The 18,363-nt window shown below is 63.5% G+C and carries 15 protein-coding genes; 7 read left to right on the plus strand and 8 right to left on the minus strand.

What is annotated here, in order from left to right:
• Positions 1-195, plus strand: a 195-nt coding sequence (locus AAGD32_04735) for a hypothetical protein (protein MEM8873545.1), incomplete at its 5' end; no start/stop codon positions are given.
• Positions 196-362: 167 nt separating this feature from the next.
• On the opposite strand, the gene AAGD32_04740 is transcribed toward AAGD32_04735, so the two are convergent.
• The 4 genes from AAGD32_04740 to AAGD32_04755 are packed head-to-tail and all read right to left on the minus strand — an operon-like array spanning position 363 to position 4,038.
• Entirely contained in the window at positions 363-1,577 is a 1,215-nt protein-coding gene (locus tag AAGD32_04740; protein MEM8873546.1) for a CoA transferase, read from the minus strand.
• 18 nt (positions 1,578-1,595) lie between these two features.
• Complete coding sequence (locus AAGD32_04745; protein ID MEM8873547.1) at positions 1,596-2,390, minus strand: IclR family transcriptional regulator; 795 nt, start codon at positions 2,388-2,390, stop codon at positions 1,596-1,598.
• Entirely contained in the window at positions 2,387-3,547 is a 1,161-nt protein-coding gene (locus tag AAGD32_04750; GenBank protein MEM8873548.1) for a thiolase family protein, read from the minus strand. The genes AAGD32_04745 and AAGD32_04750 overlap by 4 nt, the downstream gene beginning before the upstream one ends.
• A complete protein-coding gene (locus tag AAGD32_04755) occupies positions 3,544-4,038 on the minus strand; it encodes an OB-fold domain-containing protein (GenBank protein ID MEM8873549.1) in 495 nt (164 codons plus the stop codon). Before AAGD32_04755 ends, AAGD32_04750 begins: the two co-directional genes overlap by 4 nt.
• On the opposite strand from AAGD32_04755, the gene AAGD32_04760 reads away from it, so the two are divergent.
• From AAGD32_04760 to AAGD32_04785, 6 genes are all read left to right on the plus strand, one after another.
• On the plus strand, positions 3,928-5,292 hold the full coding sequence (locus AAGD32_04760) for a LacI family DNA-binding transcriptional regulator (protein ID MEM8873550.1): 1,365 nt from the start codon (positions 3,928-3,930) through the stop codon (positions 5,290-5,292). The genes AAGD32_04755 and AAGD32_04760 overlap by 111 nt on opposite strands.
• A gap of 1 nt (position 5,293) precedes the next feature.
• Positions 5,294-6,169: a LamG-like jellyroll fold domain-containing protein gene (locus tag AAGD32_04765; GenBank protein MEM8873551.1), complete on the plus strand. Its 876-nt coding sequence runs from the start codon at positions 5,294-5,296 to the stop codon at positions 6,167-6,169.
• A gap of 149 nt (positions 6,170-6,318) precedes the next feature.
• Entirely contained in the window at positions 6,319-7,098 is a 780-nt protein-coding gene (locus AAGD32_04770) for a prepilin-type N-terminal cleavage/methylation domain-containing protein (protein ID MEM8873552.1), read from the plus strand.
• Positions 7,099-7,149: 51 nt separating this feature from the next.
• Entirely contained in the window at positions 7,150-9,078 is a 1,929-nt protein-coding gene (locus tag AAGD32_04775) for a hypothetical protein (protein ID MEM8873553.1), read from the plus strand.
• Positions 9,075-10,835, plus strand: a complete 1,761-nt coding sequence (locus AAGD32_04780) for a transporter (GenBank protein MEM8873554.1) — start codon at positions 9,075-9,077, stop codon at positions 10,833-10,835. The genes AAGD32_04775 and AAGD32_04780 overlap by 4 nt, the downstream gene beginning before the upstream one ends.
• Positions 10,836-10,855: 20 nt before the next feature.
• Complete coding sequence (locus AAGD32_04785) at positions 10,856-12,367, plus strand: sulfatase-like hydrolase/transferase (GenBank protein MEM8873555.1); 1,512 nt, start codon at positions 10,856-10,858, stop codon at positions 12,365-12,367.
• Between the two features lie 51 nt (positions 12,368-12,418).
• Here AAGD32_04785 and AAGD32_04790 read toward each other — a convergent pair whose 3' ends face one another.
• From AAGD32_04790 to AAGD32_04805, 4 genes are all read right to left on the minus strand, one after another.
• Positions 12,419-15,367, minus strand: coding sequence for a ThuA domain-containing protein (locus tag AAGD32_04790; GenBank protein MEM8873556.1), 2,949 nt, complete (start codon positions 15,365-15,367; stop codon positions 12,419-12,421).
• Between the two features lie 135 nt (positions 15,368-15,502).
• On the minus strand, positions 15,503-16,522 hold the full coding sequence (locus tag AAGD32_04795; GenBank protein MEM8873557.1) for a sugar kinase: 1,020 nt from the start codon (positions 16,520-16,522) through the stop codon (positions 15,503-15,505).
• Entirely contained in the window at positions 16,519-17,196 is a 678-nt protein-coding gene (locus AAGD32_04800; GenBank protein MEM8873558.1) for a bifunctional 4-hydroxy-2-oxoglutarate aldolase/2-dehydro-3-deoxy-phosphogluconate aldolase, read from the minus strand. Before AAGD32_04800 ends, AAGD32_04795 begins: the two co-directional genes overlap by 4 nt.
• 242 nt (positions 17,197-17,438) lie before the next feature.
• A complete protein-coding gene (locus AAGD32_04805; GenBank protein ID MEM8873559.1) occupies positions 17,439-18,338 on the minus strand; it encodes an MBOAT family O-acyltransferase in 900 nt (299 codons plus the stop codon).
• Between the last annotated feature and the right edge of the window lie 25 nt (positions 18,339-18,363).

The following is an 18,363-nucleotide window of genomic DNA, read 5'->3' on the forward strand; positions in this document are numbered from 1 at the left end:
GGACTCGACGGCTCGTCTTACGGCGGTCTGAGCAACGCACTCGATGAAGGGTTAACGTTGTACTCCTACGACCAACGCGGCCACGGCGCGGCCGCGGATCAGCCGCCGCGCGACGTCGACCCATTGCTCGAAGTCGCGCGGCGGCTGATCCGCGGCCGCGCCGTGGCCGCGTTGGTCGTAGGAGTACAACGTTAACCCTTCATCGAGTGCGTTGCTCAGACCGCCGTAAGACGAGCCGTCGAGTCCAAGCATGTGCAAACCCAGCACGCTCGTGGCTGCGTCTGGCGAGCCGAAGCGCCGCCAACGGGTTCGCAGCGCCTCCCCGTCGCCGGCAAGCTCGATCGGTGTGGTGACACGCTCGGTCAAGCCTTGCCCCCGATGGCTTCGCTCGCCGGCAATGCGTTGAAGTCCGCGTCGTCGCCGAGCCAGTCATGGGCGACCGACGTCGCGTCGGCACCGAGCGCGGGTGGTGCCGTGGGCGCGATCGGCTCTTCGCCCGCGAAGTGAATCGGGTTGCCGACCACCTCGACGTCCCGATGGTCGTTGGGCAACGTCTGGACCATCTCGCGGCCGGATGTCCGGGCACCGTCGAGCGCTTCGGGGACGGAGCGGATCAGCGCGGCTGGCACGCCCGCCTCGACCAGCGCATCGACCCACTCGGCGGCAGTCCGCTCTTTGAACGCCGGCTCGAGCAATCCCCACAACGCTTCGCGGTTGGCGTGGCGGGCTTTGCCGTCGGCGAACCGTTCGTCGGCGACCCACTCCGCGTGGCCGAGCACGCTGCAAAGGCCTTGCCACATTTTCTCGGTGTTGGCGGTGACGACGAACTCGCGCCCGTCGCCGCCCATGAACGAGCGGTACGTCGGGATCGAGTCGTGTCCGGCACCCTGGCGCTGAGGCGTCACGCCGCCGATGAGGGCGTAGGCACTTTGATACGAGAGCATCGCGAGCTGGCAGTCCAACATCGCGACATCAATCCACCGACCTTGACCCGTGCGCTCCCGATCGGCGAGGGCGGCGTTGATCGCGATCGTCGCGTAGAGCCCGGCCACCGTGTCACCCGCCGGGATGCCCAGCCGCGCGGCGGGGCGCCCCGGCTCACCCGTGAGACTCATCACGCCGCTCATCGCCTGAACGATCATGTCGTACGCCGGCCGATCTCGCAGCGAGCCGTCTTGGCCAAAGCCGCTGATGGAGGCCCAGATCAGCCGAGGCTGTTCATGCCGCAACGCTTCGACGTCGAGCCCCAGACGCTTGAGCACGCCGGGCCGGTAGTTCTCGACAACGACGTCCGCATTGAGGATCAACTTTCGCACGAACGCCAAGCCATCGGCGTCCTTGAGGTTCACCGCGACCGACCGTTTGTTGCGGTTGTTCGCAATGAAGTACGCACTGTCGTCACCGACGAAGTGGGGCGGGATGTGTCGACTGCTGTCGCCCGACGGGGACTCGACCTTGACCACGTCCGCGCCGAGATCGCCGAGAATTTGCGTGCAAAACGGGCCGGACAGAAACGTCGTGAGATCGAGAACGCGATAGCCGGCCAGTGGCGATGATGGGCGAGGCGTGTTGGGCATGGGGCGTGTCGAGCGGCGTTATGCTGCGCCGCCGAGTTGTTGGGAGATGCGATGGGCGTAACGGGTGACGCGTGCGCCGAGTTCCTGGATGTTGTCCGTTGGCATGCGGTGCTCCGGCATCGTCAGACAAAGCGAGCCCATGACACCTTGCGATCCGTGAACGGCCGCCGCGATGCCGCACGCGCCGGGCAGTTTCTCGCCGTGGGTGACGGCGAAACCTCGTTGCAGCACGGCTTCGAGCGTCCGGTCAATTTCGCGGCGTGATGGCAGGGGGGCAGCGCTCGCCGGCGAAGGACACTCCTTACGCAGCACCGCAGCCCGCACCGTACTCGGCAGATACGCGAGAATCGCTTGCCCCGACGCACCCCACAGCAGCGACACCGGCGTGTGCATGGCGACCTGATACGTCAAGCTCTGTTGTCCGTCGGCCCGGGCCTCGAAGCTCATGGCACCGGCGTCGGGTAGGTACAGTCCGAACAGGATCGTCTCGTCGAAATCCGCAGCCGCCTCTTGCGCGACGGATGCCGCAAACGAAACCGGGTTCACCCGACCCGTCACCCGAGCCGCAACGCGGTAGAGCTGCGGGCCGACGCCGTATGTCCGTTGTCGTTCGTCGAACGTCGAAAAGCCTTCGCCGCGCAGCGTGCCGAGCAGACGGTGTGTCGTGGACGGGGAGAGCTCCAGCTTCCGCGCGAGATCACGCACGGACACCGGTTCCTCCGCGTCCGCGATCGCCGCCAACACACGCAACACGCGGCGTGCCGAACTGGTGCGCGGCTCGGCCGAAGCTGGTTGAGCGGCTACCTCGGTCACGCGACCGCCTCGTAAAGATGGACCGTGCATGCCCCGTGATCCATGCCGGAGATACCGCCGCCGGTGACGTGCGACAAGGCGATGCGTGCGTCCGGAACCTGCCGCTTACCAGCCCGGCCCGTCAGCTGCCAAAAGACTTCGACCGCTTGCGCCACGCCGGACGCGCCGACGGGATGGCCCTTGGCGAGCAGGCCGCCGCTGGGGTTCACGACGACTTTGCCGCCGTAGGTGGTTTGTCCGCTACGGAGCAAGTCGGCCGCGCCACCTCTTTCGCAAAGGCCGAGCGCTTCGTAGTAAATCAGCTCGGCGATCGTGAACGCGTCGTGTAGCTCGACCACGTCCAAATCGTCAGGCCCGACGCCGGCAGTTTCGTAGGCCTCACGCGCCGAGTCGTAGGTAATCTCCGGCGTGAGCATGTCGCGAAAACCGGACGTCGCCTGGCCCGAGTGCAATACCGATGCCGTGATGCGAATCCCGGGTCGACGCCGACGGCGGAAGTACGCCTCGGACACCAGAACGACCGCCGCGGCACCGTCGCCGGTGGGGCAGCATTGGAACAATGTGAGCGGATCCGCGATGGGCCGGGAGGCGAGAACTTCCTCGACGGTGGTGTGGCCCCGCAGTTGGGCGAACGGGTTCTCCGTCCCGTGCCGGCGTGCTTTCACGCTGACTTGTGCCAGAATCTCGGGCTGTTCGTTTCGTTCGTGCAGAAACCGCCGCGCTCGCATGGCGTATAGTGCGGGCATCACCATGCCACGGGCAACCTCGGGGTCTTCTTCGACAAGTGGCAACGTGCCTTTGCCGAACTGCGTGAGTTTGTCGACGCCGATCACGAGTACGACGTCGGCCCGGCCCGCCTGAATGTCTGCGGCCGCGAGGTGCAACGCCGTCGCGCCACCCGAGCAGGCGTTGTCGACATTGATCATCGGAATGGTGCCGAGTCCCACGGCTTTGCCGATGCGCTGTGCGGTGAGCATGCCGCCAAACGAGTGGCCGCAGTAAACACGCTGCACTTCCGGGACCTCGATATCCGATGACGCCAACGCTTCGCGTACTGCCGGCATCGCCAGGCCGGGATAGCTGGACTGAAAGTGCTTGCCCATCGGGATCATGCCCGCGCCGATGATGACGGGGCCCGCGTTGCGGTCGGTACTCATGATGCCACCTCCGGCTCGACCCACCACTGTCCATCGCCGCACCGGAGCACGACCTTGGTGTCGCAAGCAAGCTCGGCCCCTTCGTCATGCTTCACGACCGCCAGCACACGGAGTCCGCCCGGAAAGTCGACGTAGCCGAGTGTGTACGGCACGGGCCTCGTCGAAGACACGTGGATCGTCGAAAAGGAGTACAGCGTGCCAGTAGGTCCAACGCGAATTTCGCTTGTGGCGTCATCCCGATCGGCAGGGGGCGGGACTGGGAATGTCCACGCGCCGGTTTGGACTGACTGGCCGGCCAGCAGCAGAACATCACCGCCGTCTTCGACAAACTCGAGTGGCCTTTCAGGGGCCAGGTCGGGCAGCGGTTGCAGTTCAGTGTGGTGCGATGGTGGGTCGTCACTCATTTGGTGTTGTTCCGTTCTTCGGGACAGCATTTCATTATATGGCACAGCATGATGGCGAACAACGGCTGCCGTCCTGATCGGCATCATTTCAGCATCGAGTGGCAAAACAGCTTGACGCATTTTCGCCCTCCTGTAAGATACATTGCTGTTTCATGGATTTTACACGCATTCTTGCATGGTCTTTACATGGCACGATGCTCGATACAAAACGTTGCGGACGCTGCCGGCGTGTCGACCGCCACGGTGTCGCGTGCTTTGAACGATTCGCCATCCGTCTCGCCCGAAACCATGCAACTCGTGCGATCGACGGCGAGTCGTTTGGGGTACAAGCGTCAACGCAGTCTTCAACCCAGATCTGGCAGGAAGTCCCGGCAGGCGGCTCGAGGTATCTGCCTCGTGGCGGTTTCGGACCCGGGGGTCAACATATTCAAACTGCCGGTCATTCCCGATCTGTTGGCGGGAATCGAGGAAGAGGCGGAGCGTCAGTCGTTGCCGTTGATGATCGCGGCGGTCTCTGGCGACGAAGTCCCACAGATCATGAGCGATCGTCGGGTGGTCGGTTGCCTCTATCTCGACGCAACCGCCAAGCAGCACAAAGCCTCTCCCGCGCTTGTCGAAGCGCTAAAGGCTCAAGAAGGTGTTTGGCTCATGCGCCAGGGGTCGTCATTGAACCTGCCTTTCGATCGGGTTCTCTATGACAACCAGGCGGTAGGCGTACTGGCGGCCAATCACCTGATAGAGCGTGGCCACCGCGAGATCGCGATCGTTGACCTTCAGCCCGAACACCCCGCACACGAAGCACGTCTGGCTAGTTTTGTCGCCGCCGTGCGGAATGCCGGCGGTCGGGTGACGACTTACGGTCCCGCGGGCCAGAACACCGAAAACCGTTTGACGTTTGCCGCGGTCGATTCGGCACTGGACGCCCTGCAGGCGGCTGACCCGCAGCCGACAGCTGTCTTCGCGCCGCGAGACCAACTGGCGCAGTTGACGGCGACGCGGCTTGAGCGTCGAGGAGTGCAGATCGGCGTGGACGTCGATTTCGTCTCGTGCGATTGCAGCCCGGATCTGGCGGACTGGCTGGGGGTTGGTCCGCCTTCGGTCTCCATCCACCTGCGTGAGGTGGGGCGGGTCGGCGTGAGACGATTGGTCGAGCGGCTGGCCGAACCGGGGCGTCCCCGTGTTCATTCCATGGTCGCTCCGTCACTGGTGATTCCGGAGGATTGGCCCGTATGGGCCAACGGACGGCCGGTGACTCACGATGCCGGCAGTGTTGCCGGTCGTTCGACATCTTCGGCGGCTACACACGTGGATCGCCCCCTTTCATCTTCCCGAGGAGAATAACGTGCACAAAACCACCATCACCCTCGCCGCCTTGGCGACCGCGTTCTGTGGCTATGCCCAGGCCGCCGTTGTGACCGACAACCTCGTCGACAACTTCCCGAACGCGAACATTGTCGCATCCGGTAACTGGGCTTCCTCGACGAATGGCAGCCAGTTTGACGTGTCAGGCGACAATGACGCGGTGTTCCTCGGCGCGACCGGCTCGTCCACCACGCTGACGCAAGCCTACACCTTCGGCAGCGGCACCGGGAACAACGGCGTCGAAGCGACGGTCGCCCGCGGCGGCGGCACGCAGCCAAGCTTCAGCAGCGTCACCGGTCTCGACGTCAGCGTCGAACTGTGGGCGCGCCCCACCGACCTGTTGGGCGCGGAGACGCTCTTCGAGTCAGGCGGCAGCGGCGCCGGCTACACGATCGCGCTCAACGGCAGCACCCTTGTCGCCTTCGCGAAAGAGGGCAGCGCGGCCGAACCCCAGACGATCCTCAAGACCACACTGTCGGCACCAATGATCAACGACTTCGTGCAAATCGTCTTCACGTCTTCGGGAACCGGCACGGCTGACCTGTACGTAAACGGCCAGTCCGTCGCGACCGACGTCACGGCCGCCTCGAGCATTTTCGGTACGGATCGCGCGACGCTCGGCGGTGCCCGTAATCCGGGCGGCGGCGGTGCCGGTGCGGACTTGGACGTCGCCACGACGACCTACAACAACAGCCAGTTCTTCGGGGAAATTGGTTTGTTCCGGTTCTACGACGATGTGCTCACGGCCGCCGAAGTCGCCGACAACTACGCGGCGGTCGCCGCGATCCCTGAGCCGACTTCGGTTGCGGCCGTGGGTCTGCTGGGGCTCCAACTCCTGCGTCGCCGGCGAGTCTGAAACCTCGGCTCGCGTCGATTTCAGAGGCAGCCGATTCCTTCTGTCGTGCCTCGACCGGCGCGGCAGAGCTTTGCGAGGCACGCGAAGGAACCACTACGCCGTCACGATCTACCCGCCGCCATTCGATGGCTCTGCTTGAGGAGGCACCCATGTTTCACTCTGATGACCGATCCGCTCTGACCCGGGGGTTCACACTCGTGGAACTCCTCGTGGTGATTGGGATCATCGCGCTGCTGATCAGCATCCTGTTGCCATCGCTGAGTCGGGCGCGCGGCAGTGCCATGAAGGCCGTGTGTGCCAGCAACCAACGGCAGCTTGGCATTGCGATCACCCAGTACAGCCTTGAAAACATTCAGTTCATTCCCCCACTTTCGTGGCAGGAAAACGCACTGGGCGATCCGCGAATGCGTTACCCGTACGACGCCTATTTGGCTTTCGAGAGGAACCCATCCGACGGTTCCCCAGCGCTGATGTACGGACAAGGCGAGCTGCACCAAGCCGGCCTCATCGACGCGCCCGAGATTTTCTATTGCCCCAGCATGGTCGATGACGGCCATCGTTTCGAGAAGTTCGAGCAGGTGTGGCCGGTCGCGTTCGACTCCAACTGTCTCGGCCCGGACGGTACTCAGTTCGCCGATATTCGCACCGGCTATCAGTACCTGCCACCGCACGAGGTGACGGCCGACAAGAAGTTCATGCTGCAGAAGAAGCTGCGTATGAGCCTGCTTCCGTCGGACGGTTTGATGCTTCACGACATCACGCACAAGCTCGACAACGCCGGCCACGAAAATGTCTGGAACCGCCTTTGGGCCGACGGCAGTGTCTTGGCGAAACAAAGCGACGACATCGAAGAACTGATCGAAACGACCAGGCCGATCGACGACGTCACGCTCTACGAGCCCATCCGCGCCATGCTTACGGAGCGGTAACGACGTTGCCACTGCGCCTTGAAATTTCGCCCGACTCGTTCCAGGACACCCATGCCCATCTATCGCCGCCATCTGCTACCGGCCAGCGCCGTGGTTGCCGTCCTCCTGTTTGCGAGCGCGGCCCCCGCCGAAGTGCTGTACCGACAGACGTTCACCAACAACGCCGATGGCGACGTCAATGCCGCCCTCGCCGACTACGACGTCGAGCACTTTCGCACTCTGAAGGCAAGAGACCGGGGCGGTGCGAAGGTCGTGCGTCCGGAGTCGAGTAAGCCCGACGGAGCGGTGGGGGACGTCAATGCAAGTAGTCCGCACCGCGATGACGCCAAGCCGGAGGCGGGTGTGGTCCGCATCGGTCTCAAGTCTGGCGACCGCGTTCTGATGGGCGTGCCGTTTGAGCCGGGTCTGGACCTTGCGGATGCGACTTCCCTGACATGGACCATGTACTTCGGCAACAGCAACAGTCCTCAGATCAGAGCGGCCGCGCGGCGTGGTGACCGTTGGTACGTTCAAGCCGAGGCCGAAGGTCTGGTGGGCGGCTCGGCCGCGCTGGAGGTCGACCTGCTTGACGATGAAGCATCGTGGATCCCGCTTGCGTTGGTCGAAGGTCAAAAGCTGGCATTCGACGGCGAGGCCGCGTCATGGTCGACGCTTTCCGGCCCGTTGACCGGACTCGGCTACTTCGCCGACAACGATGGCGACGTCACTCAAACCATCCGTACCGACACGTGGACGCTCAACGGCGAAGGGGTAGCCGTCGAGCCGCTCCGGGCCGCGCGGGGTGGAGTTGAACCCGTCGAGATCACGCACGGACCGTTGCCCCATGAACGCAGGATCGGACCGGAGGACGCTTACACAACGCTTGGCATTTACGGGCAAAGCCCCGAGAGCCCGGACGGCACACGCGTCCTTTACACCGTGCTCGATCGTTCCGAGCTCAGCGAACACGACGACCTGGCCCGCGGCGCGCTCTGGATTAGCGACGTGGACGGCAGCAATACTCGCAAGCTTCGCGACATCGAGTTTCCAATCCGTGTTCACAATGGTGTCTTCCAACAGTGGATCGACAACGACACGGTCGCCTACTCGGGCGGTCACCACTTCGCGGGTGACGTCTACTTGGTGAATGCCGACACGGGCGAGACGGAGCATGGCCCGTTCGAGGGGGCCATGCTCGGTGACAACTCCTACGACGGATATGTCCTCATCAGCGTCTGGGATGACGCGGGCAACGCCGCGCCGCAAGGTCTACACGAACTCGATAGCCGCACGGGTCGGGTCAAGATGCTCTTCACCACGAGCGAACTCGCCACGATCTACAACGAGCAATGGGACGATGGCAGCGACGACCCGCGCGGCTGGTTCATCGCACACCCGAAGTTTTCCACCGACGGCAGCCACATCGCATTCACGGTCAGCACGAACAACATGCTCGACCGGAGCTACACGAGCTACGGCAACGTGAAGGGCAAGCAGCACCTCTTCACCGCCGTCCGTGACGGCAGTGACCTGCGGTACTGGGGCATCGACAAGCCGATGCACTTCGATTGGTTTGACGAAGACAAACTCTGGGGCGCGGACATCGGCGTCGGCCAAGCGATTAAGGAAGCCGACGCGTCTCATCTGATGCGTGTGTGGGATCGCGACAAGAACCTCGTCGAGACGGTGGCGGGCGTGGGTTGCCACGTCGCCCGCTCCGCCGATGGGCGTTGGTACGCCGGCGAAAGTTGGTACCGCAGCAATCCGGTGGTCATGCGACTCTACCGTCATGGCGAAATGGAAGCGGCGGCGGTGCTGTTCGAATCGCCGTACCCCGATATCGTTTGGGAGACACACCGCGCTCACATCAACCCGGCATTCAGCCACGACTCCAAGCGGCTGTACTACAAGCGCCCGGTCGGTCCCAATCTTGTCCAGGCTTTTGTCGTTGACGTGGACGACGTGGCAGCCGCGGGGAACCAGGCACAGGCGGGCCGGTGAGCGGACTCGACTACGCCGTCATCGGGTTTTATCTGCTGTTCATGCTCGGCATCGGCTGGGCGTTCCGCCCCTTCAACAGCGACAGCAGCGACTACTTCCGCGGCGGTGGCGCGATGCAGTGGTGGATGACCGGCGCGAGCACCTTCATGGTGACGTTCAGCGCCTGGACCTTTACCGGTGCCGCCGGCGAAATCTACAAGACAGGGACGCTCGTTCTGGCGCTCTACTTCTCGAACGCCATCGCGAACTTGGTCGTGCTCGCCTTCACGGCCAAAAGGTTCCGGCGCATGCGTGCCGTCACTTACACCGAGGCGGTGGGCGATCGTTTTGGGCCGACTAACGAGCGGGTGTTTCTGCTCGTGCAGTTGCCCGTGTTCGTCATCGTCGGGGCGATCTGGCTCAACGCGATCGGCGTGTTCATGGCGGCAGCGTTCGGCAGTGACATTCGACTGACGATGGCCGTGCTGGGCGTGATCGTTCTCGTGATGAGCACGAGCGGCGGTGCGTGGGCCGTGGTGGCGAGCGACTTCGTGCAGATGCTCATCGTCGCCACCATCACCGTCGTCGTGGCGGTCCTGGTACTCCGTCTGCCGGAGGTCGGCGGCGTCAGCGGACTCGTCGCCAAGGTGCCCGCCGAGCACTTCGACTGGCAGGCCTTGCTTCGGCCACAGGTCATCGGCGTTTACGTCGCCGGCATGATCATCGGCCAGTGCGTGCAACACAACGACATCGCCAACGGCGGCTCACGCTACCTCACCGTCAAGAACGGGCGTCACGCTCGACTCGCCGTGCTGATCCCGCTCACGGGGATGGTCGCGTTTCCGTTGATCTGGCTCGTCCCGCCGATGGCCGCCGCCATCGACTTGGATCTGGCCACGATGCTCCCCGGTTTGTCGAAGAATCCGGGAGAAGGCGCTTACGTCGCCATGGCGATGCGGGTGCTGCCGGCCGGACTACTTGGCCTGTTCGTCTGCGGCATCTTCGCGGCAACGATGAGTTCGATGGACAGCGGGCTCAACAAGGCCGCCGGCGTTTTTGTTCGCTCGTTCTACCTGCCGACACTTCGGCCCAACGCCACCGAGTCGCACCTGCTGCGTGTCGGCCGCGTCTTCACGGTGGTGCTCGGCGTTCTCATGATCAGCCTTGCGCTGGTCATTAGCCAGGTTCGCACGGTTGGCCTTTTCGACCTTGTCATCAGTTTTGCCTCGGTGGTGAGCCTTCCCATCGCCGTGCCGATGTTGTGGGGGTTGTTCGTTGGCCGCACACCGTCGTGGACCGCGTGGAGTACCGCGCTTGTCGGGTTTCTGGTCGCGCTGACCGTTCGCTATCTGGTTCCGCTCGACGCGGTTTCGGGGCTTCTCGGTTTGGCGGAGCCGCTTAATCCCGTCGAGCGTGGCGATTTGCTCTACGGGACCACGGTGCTGTGCGTGTTCGTCGCCGGGACCGTCTGGTTCTTCGCGACCCGTTTCACGGGCGTCGCCCCGACCGAAGTCGAACGGGCCGAGCGCTTTCTCACCAAAACCCGCACGCCGCTCACCGCCGAGGAACAAGGCGTCGGCATCGACTCGGTGCAGTTCAAGGTCATGGGCGTACTCTGCCTCGTGTACGGCGGCTTTGTCATGTTGCTCGCCGTCGCCCCACAAGCTCCCGCGCAACGGCTTGCCTGCCTGTTTTGCGGCGGATTCGTTGTCTTGGTCGGTCTGCTCTTGACCCGCGCGAGCGCCCGAGCGCCCCGACACACCGTTGCCGCTTCCTGAATGAAAGTTTTGACTCCCCCATGCGCATCCTCTATCTCGACCTCGACGCACTGAACCCGTTGCACCTCGGCTGTTATGGCTATCACCGCAACACGTCGCCTGCGATCGACGCCGTTGCCGCCGAGGGCGTGCGCTTCACCAACGTCTATTGCTCCGACGCGCCGTGCCTGCCCAGCCGGACGGCGCTCTACACCGGCCGGTTCGGCATCCATACCGGGGTCGTCGGGCACGGCGGGACGGCCGCCGACCCCAAACGGCAAGGTCGCTCGCGTGGCTTTCTGTCGACCTACGAGACCGACAGCTTCCCGCGGCAGCTCCAGCAACTCGGATTGCACACGGCCATGATCTCACCGTTCGGGCAGCGCCACGCGGCGCATCAGTACTACGCAGGGTTCAAGGAGATTCACAACACCGGCGGCATGGGCCAGGAGCCGGCCGAGGTTGTTCAGACCGTGGTCCGCGAATGGCTCGATCGCAACGCCAGCAACGATGACTGGTATCTGCACATCAACTTCTGGGATATACACACGAACTACCGCGTTCCGATCGAGTACGGGAATCCGTTCGAGGGCGAGCCGGTAGCCGATTGGTTTACGGACGAGGTGATCGAGCGTCACGTTCGGCGTGGTGGGCCGCACAGTGCCCAGGACCTGAACATGTTCTACGACAGTGATGTCGAGCGGTATCCACGCACGCCGCCACGGATCAACGATCGTGCTTCGTTAACCAAGTGGATCGACGGGTATGACACGGCCATCCGCTACGTGGACGATTGCATCGCCGAGATCGTCGCGAAGCTCAAGGCGGCCGGGGTCTACGACGACACCGCGATCATCATCAGCGCCGACCACGGTGAGAACCAAGGCGACCTCGGCATCTACGGCGAGCACGGCACCGCCGACCGTGGCACGTGTCACATCCCGATGATCGTGAAGTGGCCCGGTCACGACGCGACGGCAGGCCGGGTCGACGAGGCTCTCCGTTACCATCTCGACTGGGGGCCAACTTGCTTAAACCTCATGGGTGCTGGCGATAACTGTCCGGACGTGTGGGACGGCGTCGACTACAGCAAGGCGATCACCGGCGGGGATGATGAAGGCCGGTCCGAGCTCATCATGGGCCAGTGTGCCCATGTCGTGCAGCGTTCGGTCCGGTTCAACGACGGGCCGCGGCAGTGGCTGTACATGCGAACCTACGACGACGGGTTACACCCTTTCGACAAGCACATGCTCTTCGACCTGGCAAGCGATCCGCACGAGCAACACGACGTAGCGGACAAGCATCCAGACGTGCTACGCGAGGCAACCTGGCGGCTCATGAACTGGCACGACGACGCGATGGCAACGGTCGTTCGTGATTTCGACGACGTGTCTGATCCGCTCTACACGGTTCTCGCCGAAGACGGCCCCTTGCATGCCCGGTACGACACAATCAGCGAAGCCCCCGTTGACCTTGATGCTTATCTCGTTCGGTTGGAAGCGACCGGCCGCGCCGAGGCTGCCGCCGATCTACGGCAACGTCGACAAAAGTAGACTGACCTTCACGAAGTCCAGCCGATCGGGGATGTGGACGGAGCCGCTCGGCTATTCCAGTTCCGTGACCCAGCGGAGGCCGCCTGCGAGGTGGTCGAGGAAGTCACGTTCACTGAACGATTCGACGGTGTGGCCGCCGCCGGTGTACCACGCCCGGCCGCCGTCGTACTCGTGGTACCAGGCGATCGGGTGGTACTCGCCCATGTCGCCGCCCTCGTAGCTCGTTTCGTCGAGTGTCATCAGCACGTTCAACCCGTCGTGCATGTTCTTGAAGTTGTACCACTCGTCGGTCCGCTCCCAGGTTTCGTTGAGGTGTAGGGTCGACGGGTGGGTGCGATCGATGACGTGAATGGTGGCGGGCTGGACTTTCGGATGGCCGGCGAACTGACCTCCGACGAGTTGGCGGTACCAGTCCCAGTCGTACTCGGTGTCGGTGGCGGAGTGGATGCCCATGAATCCGCCGCCGCCCCGGATAAACGCCTCAAACTGTGCTTGTTCGTCGTCGTTCAGGATGTCGCCGGTGGTGTTGAAAAATATCACCGCGTCGAACGATTCGAGGACACCCTCGCGGAACAGCGGTTCGCTGTCGTTGACGTGAAGCACGTCGATGCCGTTGTCCTGGCAAAGACGTTTGAGTGCTTTGACGCCTTCCGCGATGTTGTCGTGTCGGAAGCCTTTCGTTTCGGTGAGGATGGCGACGCGGGTGATTCTGTCCTCCAGTGCTTTGTAGGGTTGGCCGGGTATCTGGTTCATCGTGTACCACGCCTCGGGCGACCAGAGCTTTTGGCCGGCGACGCTGGTCAGATCGGCGCGAAGGTGGATGACGCGGTGGTGTTGCATGCCGTCGAGCGCGAGGCGGACGCTCATGCCGTCATCGGCAGGGGTGGCGGTGACGAGCAGACGTTGCAGCCCGAACTTGCGTCCGCCGTACTCGGCGGTGGGGCGGTAGTACCATTGCTGCACGGTGTAGTTCGTCGAGTCGGCGAGAGCTTCGGGCGCGACCGGTTCGGTGAATCGAACCTCCAATCCGTCAGGCGTGGCGGAGACGGTGTGGATCTCGAACGCCGTTTCACCGGTCGGATCCAGGCGCTGCATGCCTTGCTGTGTGCGCTTCCATGACCAGCTCAGACGTTCACCGATACCGCCGACGTAGATGCTTCCGTTCTCGCCGAGCGCGAGGCGATTGAGTCCAACTTCGAAGCCTTGGCTGTGACGCAGCGCGACGCCTTGGTACACACCGTTGACCTCTTCGAGCACGACCCGCCGCAGGCCGCCCATCTTCACGTCGCTGACCAAAAGATGGCCGGCGAACGGACCATCTTGCAAAGTGATCGCGCCCGACGGGGAGTTGGCGATCTCGCCGTTGACCAGATGCACCGCCGCTGGCGTCGGGGTCTTGTCCGCGAAGTCCGACGGGGCTGATCCTTCGGGGTAAAGGTCGGTGATGTAGTTGCCGTTGTAGTGACCGTAGAAATGCCCGTCACGGATGTGATTGACCTTGTTCGACGGCATCCATGTGCCTTGGTTTTCGCAGACGAAGATCTGACCGTCGTGTACGAAGAAACCGTTGGGCGTGCGGAGGCCGCCGGCGATCCAGTCGATGCCACCGGTGTCGAGGTTGATCTTCATCACGCTGCCGCGGTGGGGGCCGTTGGCCCCGATGCCGAACGTCGCCCACTGGCTGATCTTGTGCGGCTCGAAGCCGACCGCCACCGACAGGCCCGCGTACAGGTGTCCGTCGTGATACACCGGGCCGAACGTGAAGTGGTGGTAGTTGTCGCTCTTCCAACCGTCGGCGATAACCTCGCGGGTTTCGTAGGTGCCGTCGGCATCGGTGTCGGCGAGTTTGACGATCGCGTCGCGGTCGGCGACGTAGAGGGCACCGTCGTGATACAGCACGCCCAGCGGGTTGACGAAGCCGTCGGCGATCTCGCGGACGCTGACCTCGATCGCGTTGGGCTCGACACCGTCAGCGTTCTTGTTCTTGTCTGCTTCCTCGCGTTGTTGAAGTTGCTCCGCGAGAAGTGCTTCGAGCTTCGCATCGTCCTCAGCCGTGCGCCACAGGTCGGTCGCCTCGAAGTCGACCGTGGACGGCAGGTAGATGTCGGCCGATCGGTCAACGCCTTCGAGGAGGTAGAGCTTGCCGTTGGGGCCGTCTAGCACGGGGCCGGCGTTGCGGGGGTTGAACACCGCCACGGCCATCTTGCCGCCGCCGAGGTACGCCATGCCGGCGACCTTCGGCTCATACGCCTCGGGAAAAGTCTCCCGCGTGAACGGCGTGGTGATCGTGGTGAGTTTCCACATCGGATGCAGTGCGACGAGCGGTCGGCCGTCGCCGGGCTCGGGCAATCGGCCGGCCGGCACCATCCGCTTGGGGCCGGGCGAAACCACACGGGTCAGTCCGGCTTCGGTGCGAAAGCGCTGCGACGGGATGGGCACGAAGCTTTTGCTGCTTGGCGGCTGCCACTTCAAGATCAAACCTTGCCCGCCGCCGGCCTGGAAGTACGACACCCGCAGTGGATGCGCCCCCGCTTGCAGCGCCACGGCACCGACCTTGCTCTCCATCGCGTGGGCAAAGCCTTGGTCGATGATCGTCTCTCCGTTGATCGTTAGGCGCGAGCCGTCGTCGCTGGTGAGAAGAAACTGATAGTCGCCGGGCTCGTCGATCAGGAGCTGCGCGGTGAACTCGGCAAGATAGAACTGGTCGTATCCGCCAACACCCTTGCCGTCGATCGCGATCGTGTCGGTGACGATGCTGACGTTGGGCGTTTGCCCCTCGAGCAGGATCGGCAAGTACGCCCACGTGTCTTCGTCCGCGACCAGTGCGCTGGGGTCATCGTCCGGGGTCTTGTCGGGCAAACCCTCGAAGATTTCGAGCGAGATGCCGGGCTGAAAATCAACGTCCGGCGCGACCCGATCGTCGTCGATCGACTGGGCGAGCGCCGCTGTTCCGAGTTGCAACACCATCAACAACGCACAAAGAGTTTTGCAGATCGGCATGCGAGTCATTGTGATCTGGCCGAGAAATCACGCAATGCACAATGGCCAAATGCAAGCATTTCCTTTGCAAAACATTGGTTTCCGCCGAGACCGGTGTAGGTCGTTCGGTCTATGCGATCGCGCGGCACTTGCGGGTCAGCGTTGGACCCGTCCGCTCGCATCGCCGCTGGCCAACCGGGCAATTTCCTCAACGCCGACGAGGTTGGCGTCGCCCGGGATGGTGTGCTTCAGCGCGCTGGCCGCGACGGCCCACTCGATCGAACGCTGCGGGTCGAAGCCGTGGAGTTGGCCGTAAATCAACCCCGCTGCAAAGCTGTCGCCGCCGCCGACGCGGTCGACGATGTCGAGGTCGTACCGCTTGCTGAAGACGGCGTCGTCATCGGTGTAGAGCATCGCCGACCAACCGTTCCGGCTCGCGCTAATGCTCTCGCGGAGTGTGATGGCGACCTTGTCGAACCCAAACTTTTCGGTCAGCTGCCGAGCAACGTCGATGTAGCGTACGCGGTCGATCTCACCGGTCTCGACATCGGCGCCCTTGATCGCGAACACGCTCTCGGCGTCTTCCTCGTTGGCGATGCACACGTCGACGTACGGCATCAACTCGGTCATCGCGGCTTGCGCCTCGGCCTTGGTCCAGAGGTTCTTGCGGTAGTTCAGGTCAACGCTGACCGTGCAGCCGGCACGCTTGGCGGCTTCGCAGGCGACCTTTGTGACCGCGGCGGCCTTGGCACTCAGGGCCGGGGTGATGCCGGTCCAGTGGAACCACGTCACGCCGTCGAACACCGCATCCCAGTTGATCTCGCCTTCGGCCAGATCGCAGATCGCACTGTCGGCGCGGTCGTAGATGACCCGACTGGCACGTAGCCCTGCACCGGACTCGAGAAAGTACACGCCGATACGCCGGCCACCACGGGCGATGTGCCGGGTGTCGACACCGTGACCGCGCAGGTTGTTGATGGCTCGGGTGCCCCAATCGTTGTCCGGCAAGCGGGTGACGAACGCCGAATCAACACCGCAGAGCGCGAGGCTCGTCGCGACATTCGCCTCGCCGCCGCCGAAGGTGATGTCGAGATGATGCGCCTGCGCGAAGCGCTCGTGCCCCGGCGTGGCCAGACGCATCATGTACTCGCCGAAGGTGACAACTTGGTGACTCATGCGGTGGGGTGTCCTTCTCGTGCCGACCGTAATGCGCGGGTGAGTGCCTGGGCGCGGCGTGTGATCTCTGCCCAGTTGCCGTCGGCGATTGCTTTCTTGTCGACCAGTTCGCTGCCAACCCCGACAGCGACCGCGCCGGCATCGATCCATTCGTGGACGTTGGTCGCACTCACCCCGCCGGTGGGCATCAGCGGAATATCCGGGTACGGCCCGCGCAGGTCTTTGAGATAAGCGGGGCCCATACGGGCGGCGGGGAAAATCTTGATGATGTCCGCGCCGGCTTCGTGGGCGGCGAACACCTCGCCGGGCGTAAGCGCGCCCGGCAGCATCGCGACGTCCCGCTCCGCCGCGACCTGCAACACGTCCGGCGCGGTGTGTGGCGAGACCAGGTAAGTCGCGCCGGCGTCCACGGCCCGATGGGCCTGCTCGGCGGTGATGACCGTCCCGGCTCCGAGCACCAGTTCGGCCGGCAGGTCGCCGGCTTCATGCAACGCCCGGACTCGGTCGATGGCGGATGCCGCGTCGGGGACGGTGAACGTGATCTCTGAAGCCAGAACCCCGCCGGCGGCGAGCGCGCGAACGACCTCCACCGCCGCATCCGCGGAAGCGGTGCGAACCACGGCGACGATGCCGGCCGATCGGAGCGCGGCCACGATGTCAAAGCGGTTGGGCATGCTGTGTGTGCAACATACCTCCCGCGAAAGCAAAGAGAAGTCGGCCTCGCCGAATCCGAACCGGTGACTCATTTTGCAGCGACGGGCGTTGCCGCAGCGAAGATCAACCGCTGGAACAACTCTCACGCAACAGTAAAAGGGCCAAAGAAAATGCCGGCCGTCGAGGGCGGCGCGTGCTTATCTGTGAACACAAGGCCGTTGTATGGGCCGGTTGCATCCGAACGCCGTCCTGCCCTAGCGCGTCATCGTTGATAGAACGAGATCACCTCGTCCACGCTTTGACAGAACAGCACCGTCGTGGCGAGGTTAAACGCCATCGTCCTCGCCCACCACAGCCCGGCTGCCCAACCTGTGGGCCTGATGCGTATCGTCGCCGCCGCCGCGCAGCCCTGGACCATAAAAAACAGGATCTGCCAACCCTGTACACGCCCCGTGGCAACCCCAAAGACGTACTCGTGCATCAGTCCAGACACCGCGAAAACGATCAGAGTCGCAAACACCGGTCGCCTGGCGCCGCCAATCGGGCGAAAGATGTGTTCATCAAAGAAATCGCGAAAGGGCCGGTTCCATCGTCGCCAAAATTCGGCGGGTGTTCGTGCCGTGAATAGATGATCGATCGGGTCCATCGCCGGACCTGCCGTCCGCCGATACAACGCCGCAAACCAGCGCCCGATCAGCATCATCGCTGTGGCGAAACCAACAACTTTTGCGGTGTGTTCTATCGCGAAGGGTACGTCCGACCAATCGAATCGTAAGAGCAGGACGCACAGCGCGACCCACGCGATCATCAGCGGTGCCTCGACCGCGACGCGCCGCCAATCCGACCTCGCCGGACGATTGCGTGGAACTCGTTTCAGCACGAACCAGAACCAGTTCGGCAGATACAGAATCCAGTTCTTCACGCCCGAACCCGCCGCCAAAGCCGGGTTACGGTAGGCGTCGTAAGTCTTCCAAAGCAGCGTCACGGCGACCACGCAACTCAGAAACCGCAGCGCCGACATATTGAGCGGAATCCAGCACGGCGCAACGAGAATCACCCCAGAGCAGAGCAGCCACGCAATCATCCGGCCGCGTCGAACTACAAAAAGAAAACCCAATGCGGCCGCGTTCTGGGAGATGAATGCAAGCCAAAACCATATCATTTAGAATCTCACACTACATCGGATT

This window comes from Planctomycetota bacterium (assembly GCA_039182125.1).
Taxonomy (GTDB): Bacteria; Planctomycetota; Phycisphaerae; order Tepidisphaerales; family Tepidisphaeraceae; genus JBCDCH01.

Bases quoted from the DNA above. Each gene is read 5' to 3' on its own strand.
- AAGD32_04740 (MEM8873546.1), bottom strand. From the start codon at position 1,577: ATGCCCAACACGCCTCGCCCATCATCGCCACTGGCCGGCTATCGCGTT.
- AAGD32_04785 (MEM8873555.1), top strand. From the start codon at position 10,856: ATGCGCATCCTCTATCTCGACCTCGACGCACTGAACCCGTTGCACCTC.
- AAGD32_04750 (MEM8873548.1), bottom strand. From the start codon at position 3,547: ATGAGTACCGACCGCAACGCGGGCCCCGTCATCATCGGCGCGGGCATG.
- AAGD32_04755 (MEM8873549.1), bottom strand. From the start codon at position 4,038: ATGATGCCGATCAGGACGGCAGCCGTTGTTCGCCATCATGCTGTGCCA.
- AAGD32_04775 (MEM8873553.1), top strand. From the start codon at position 7,150: ATGCCCATCTATCGCCGCCATCTGCTACCGGCCAGCGCCGTGGTTGCC.
- AAGD32_04800 (MEM8873558.1), bottom strand. From the start codon at position 17,196: ATGCCCAACCGCTTTGACATCGTGGCCGCGCTCCGATCGGCCGGCATC.
- AAGD32_04805 (MEM8873559.1), bottom strand. From the start codon at position 18,338: ATGATATGGTTTTGGCTTGCATTCATCTCCCAGAACGCGGCCGCATTG.
- AAGD32_04790 (MEM8873556.1), bottom strand. From the start codon at position 15,367: ATGCCGATCTGCAAAACTCTTTGTGCGTTGTTGATGGTGTTGCAACTC.
- AAGD32_04795 (MEM8873557.1), bottom strand. From the start codon at position 16,522: ATGAGTCACCAAGTTGTCACCTTCGGCGAGTACATGATGCGTCTGGCC.
- AAGD32_04770 (MEM8873552.1), top strand. From the start codon at position 6,319: ATGTTTCACTCTGATGACCGATCCGCTCTGACCCGGGGGTTCACACTC.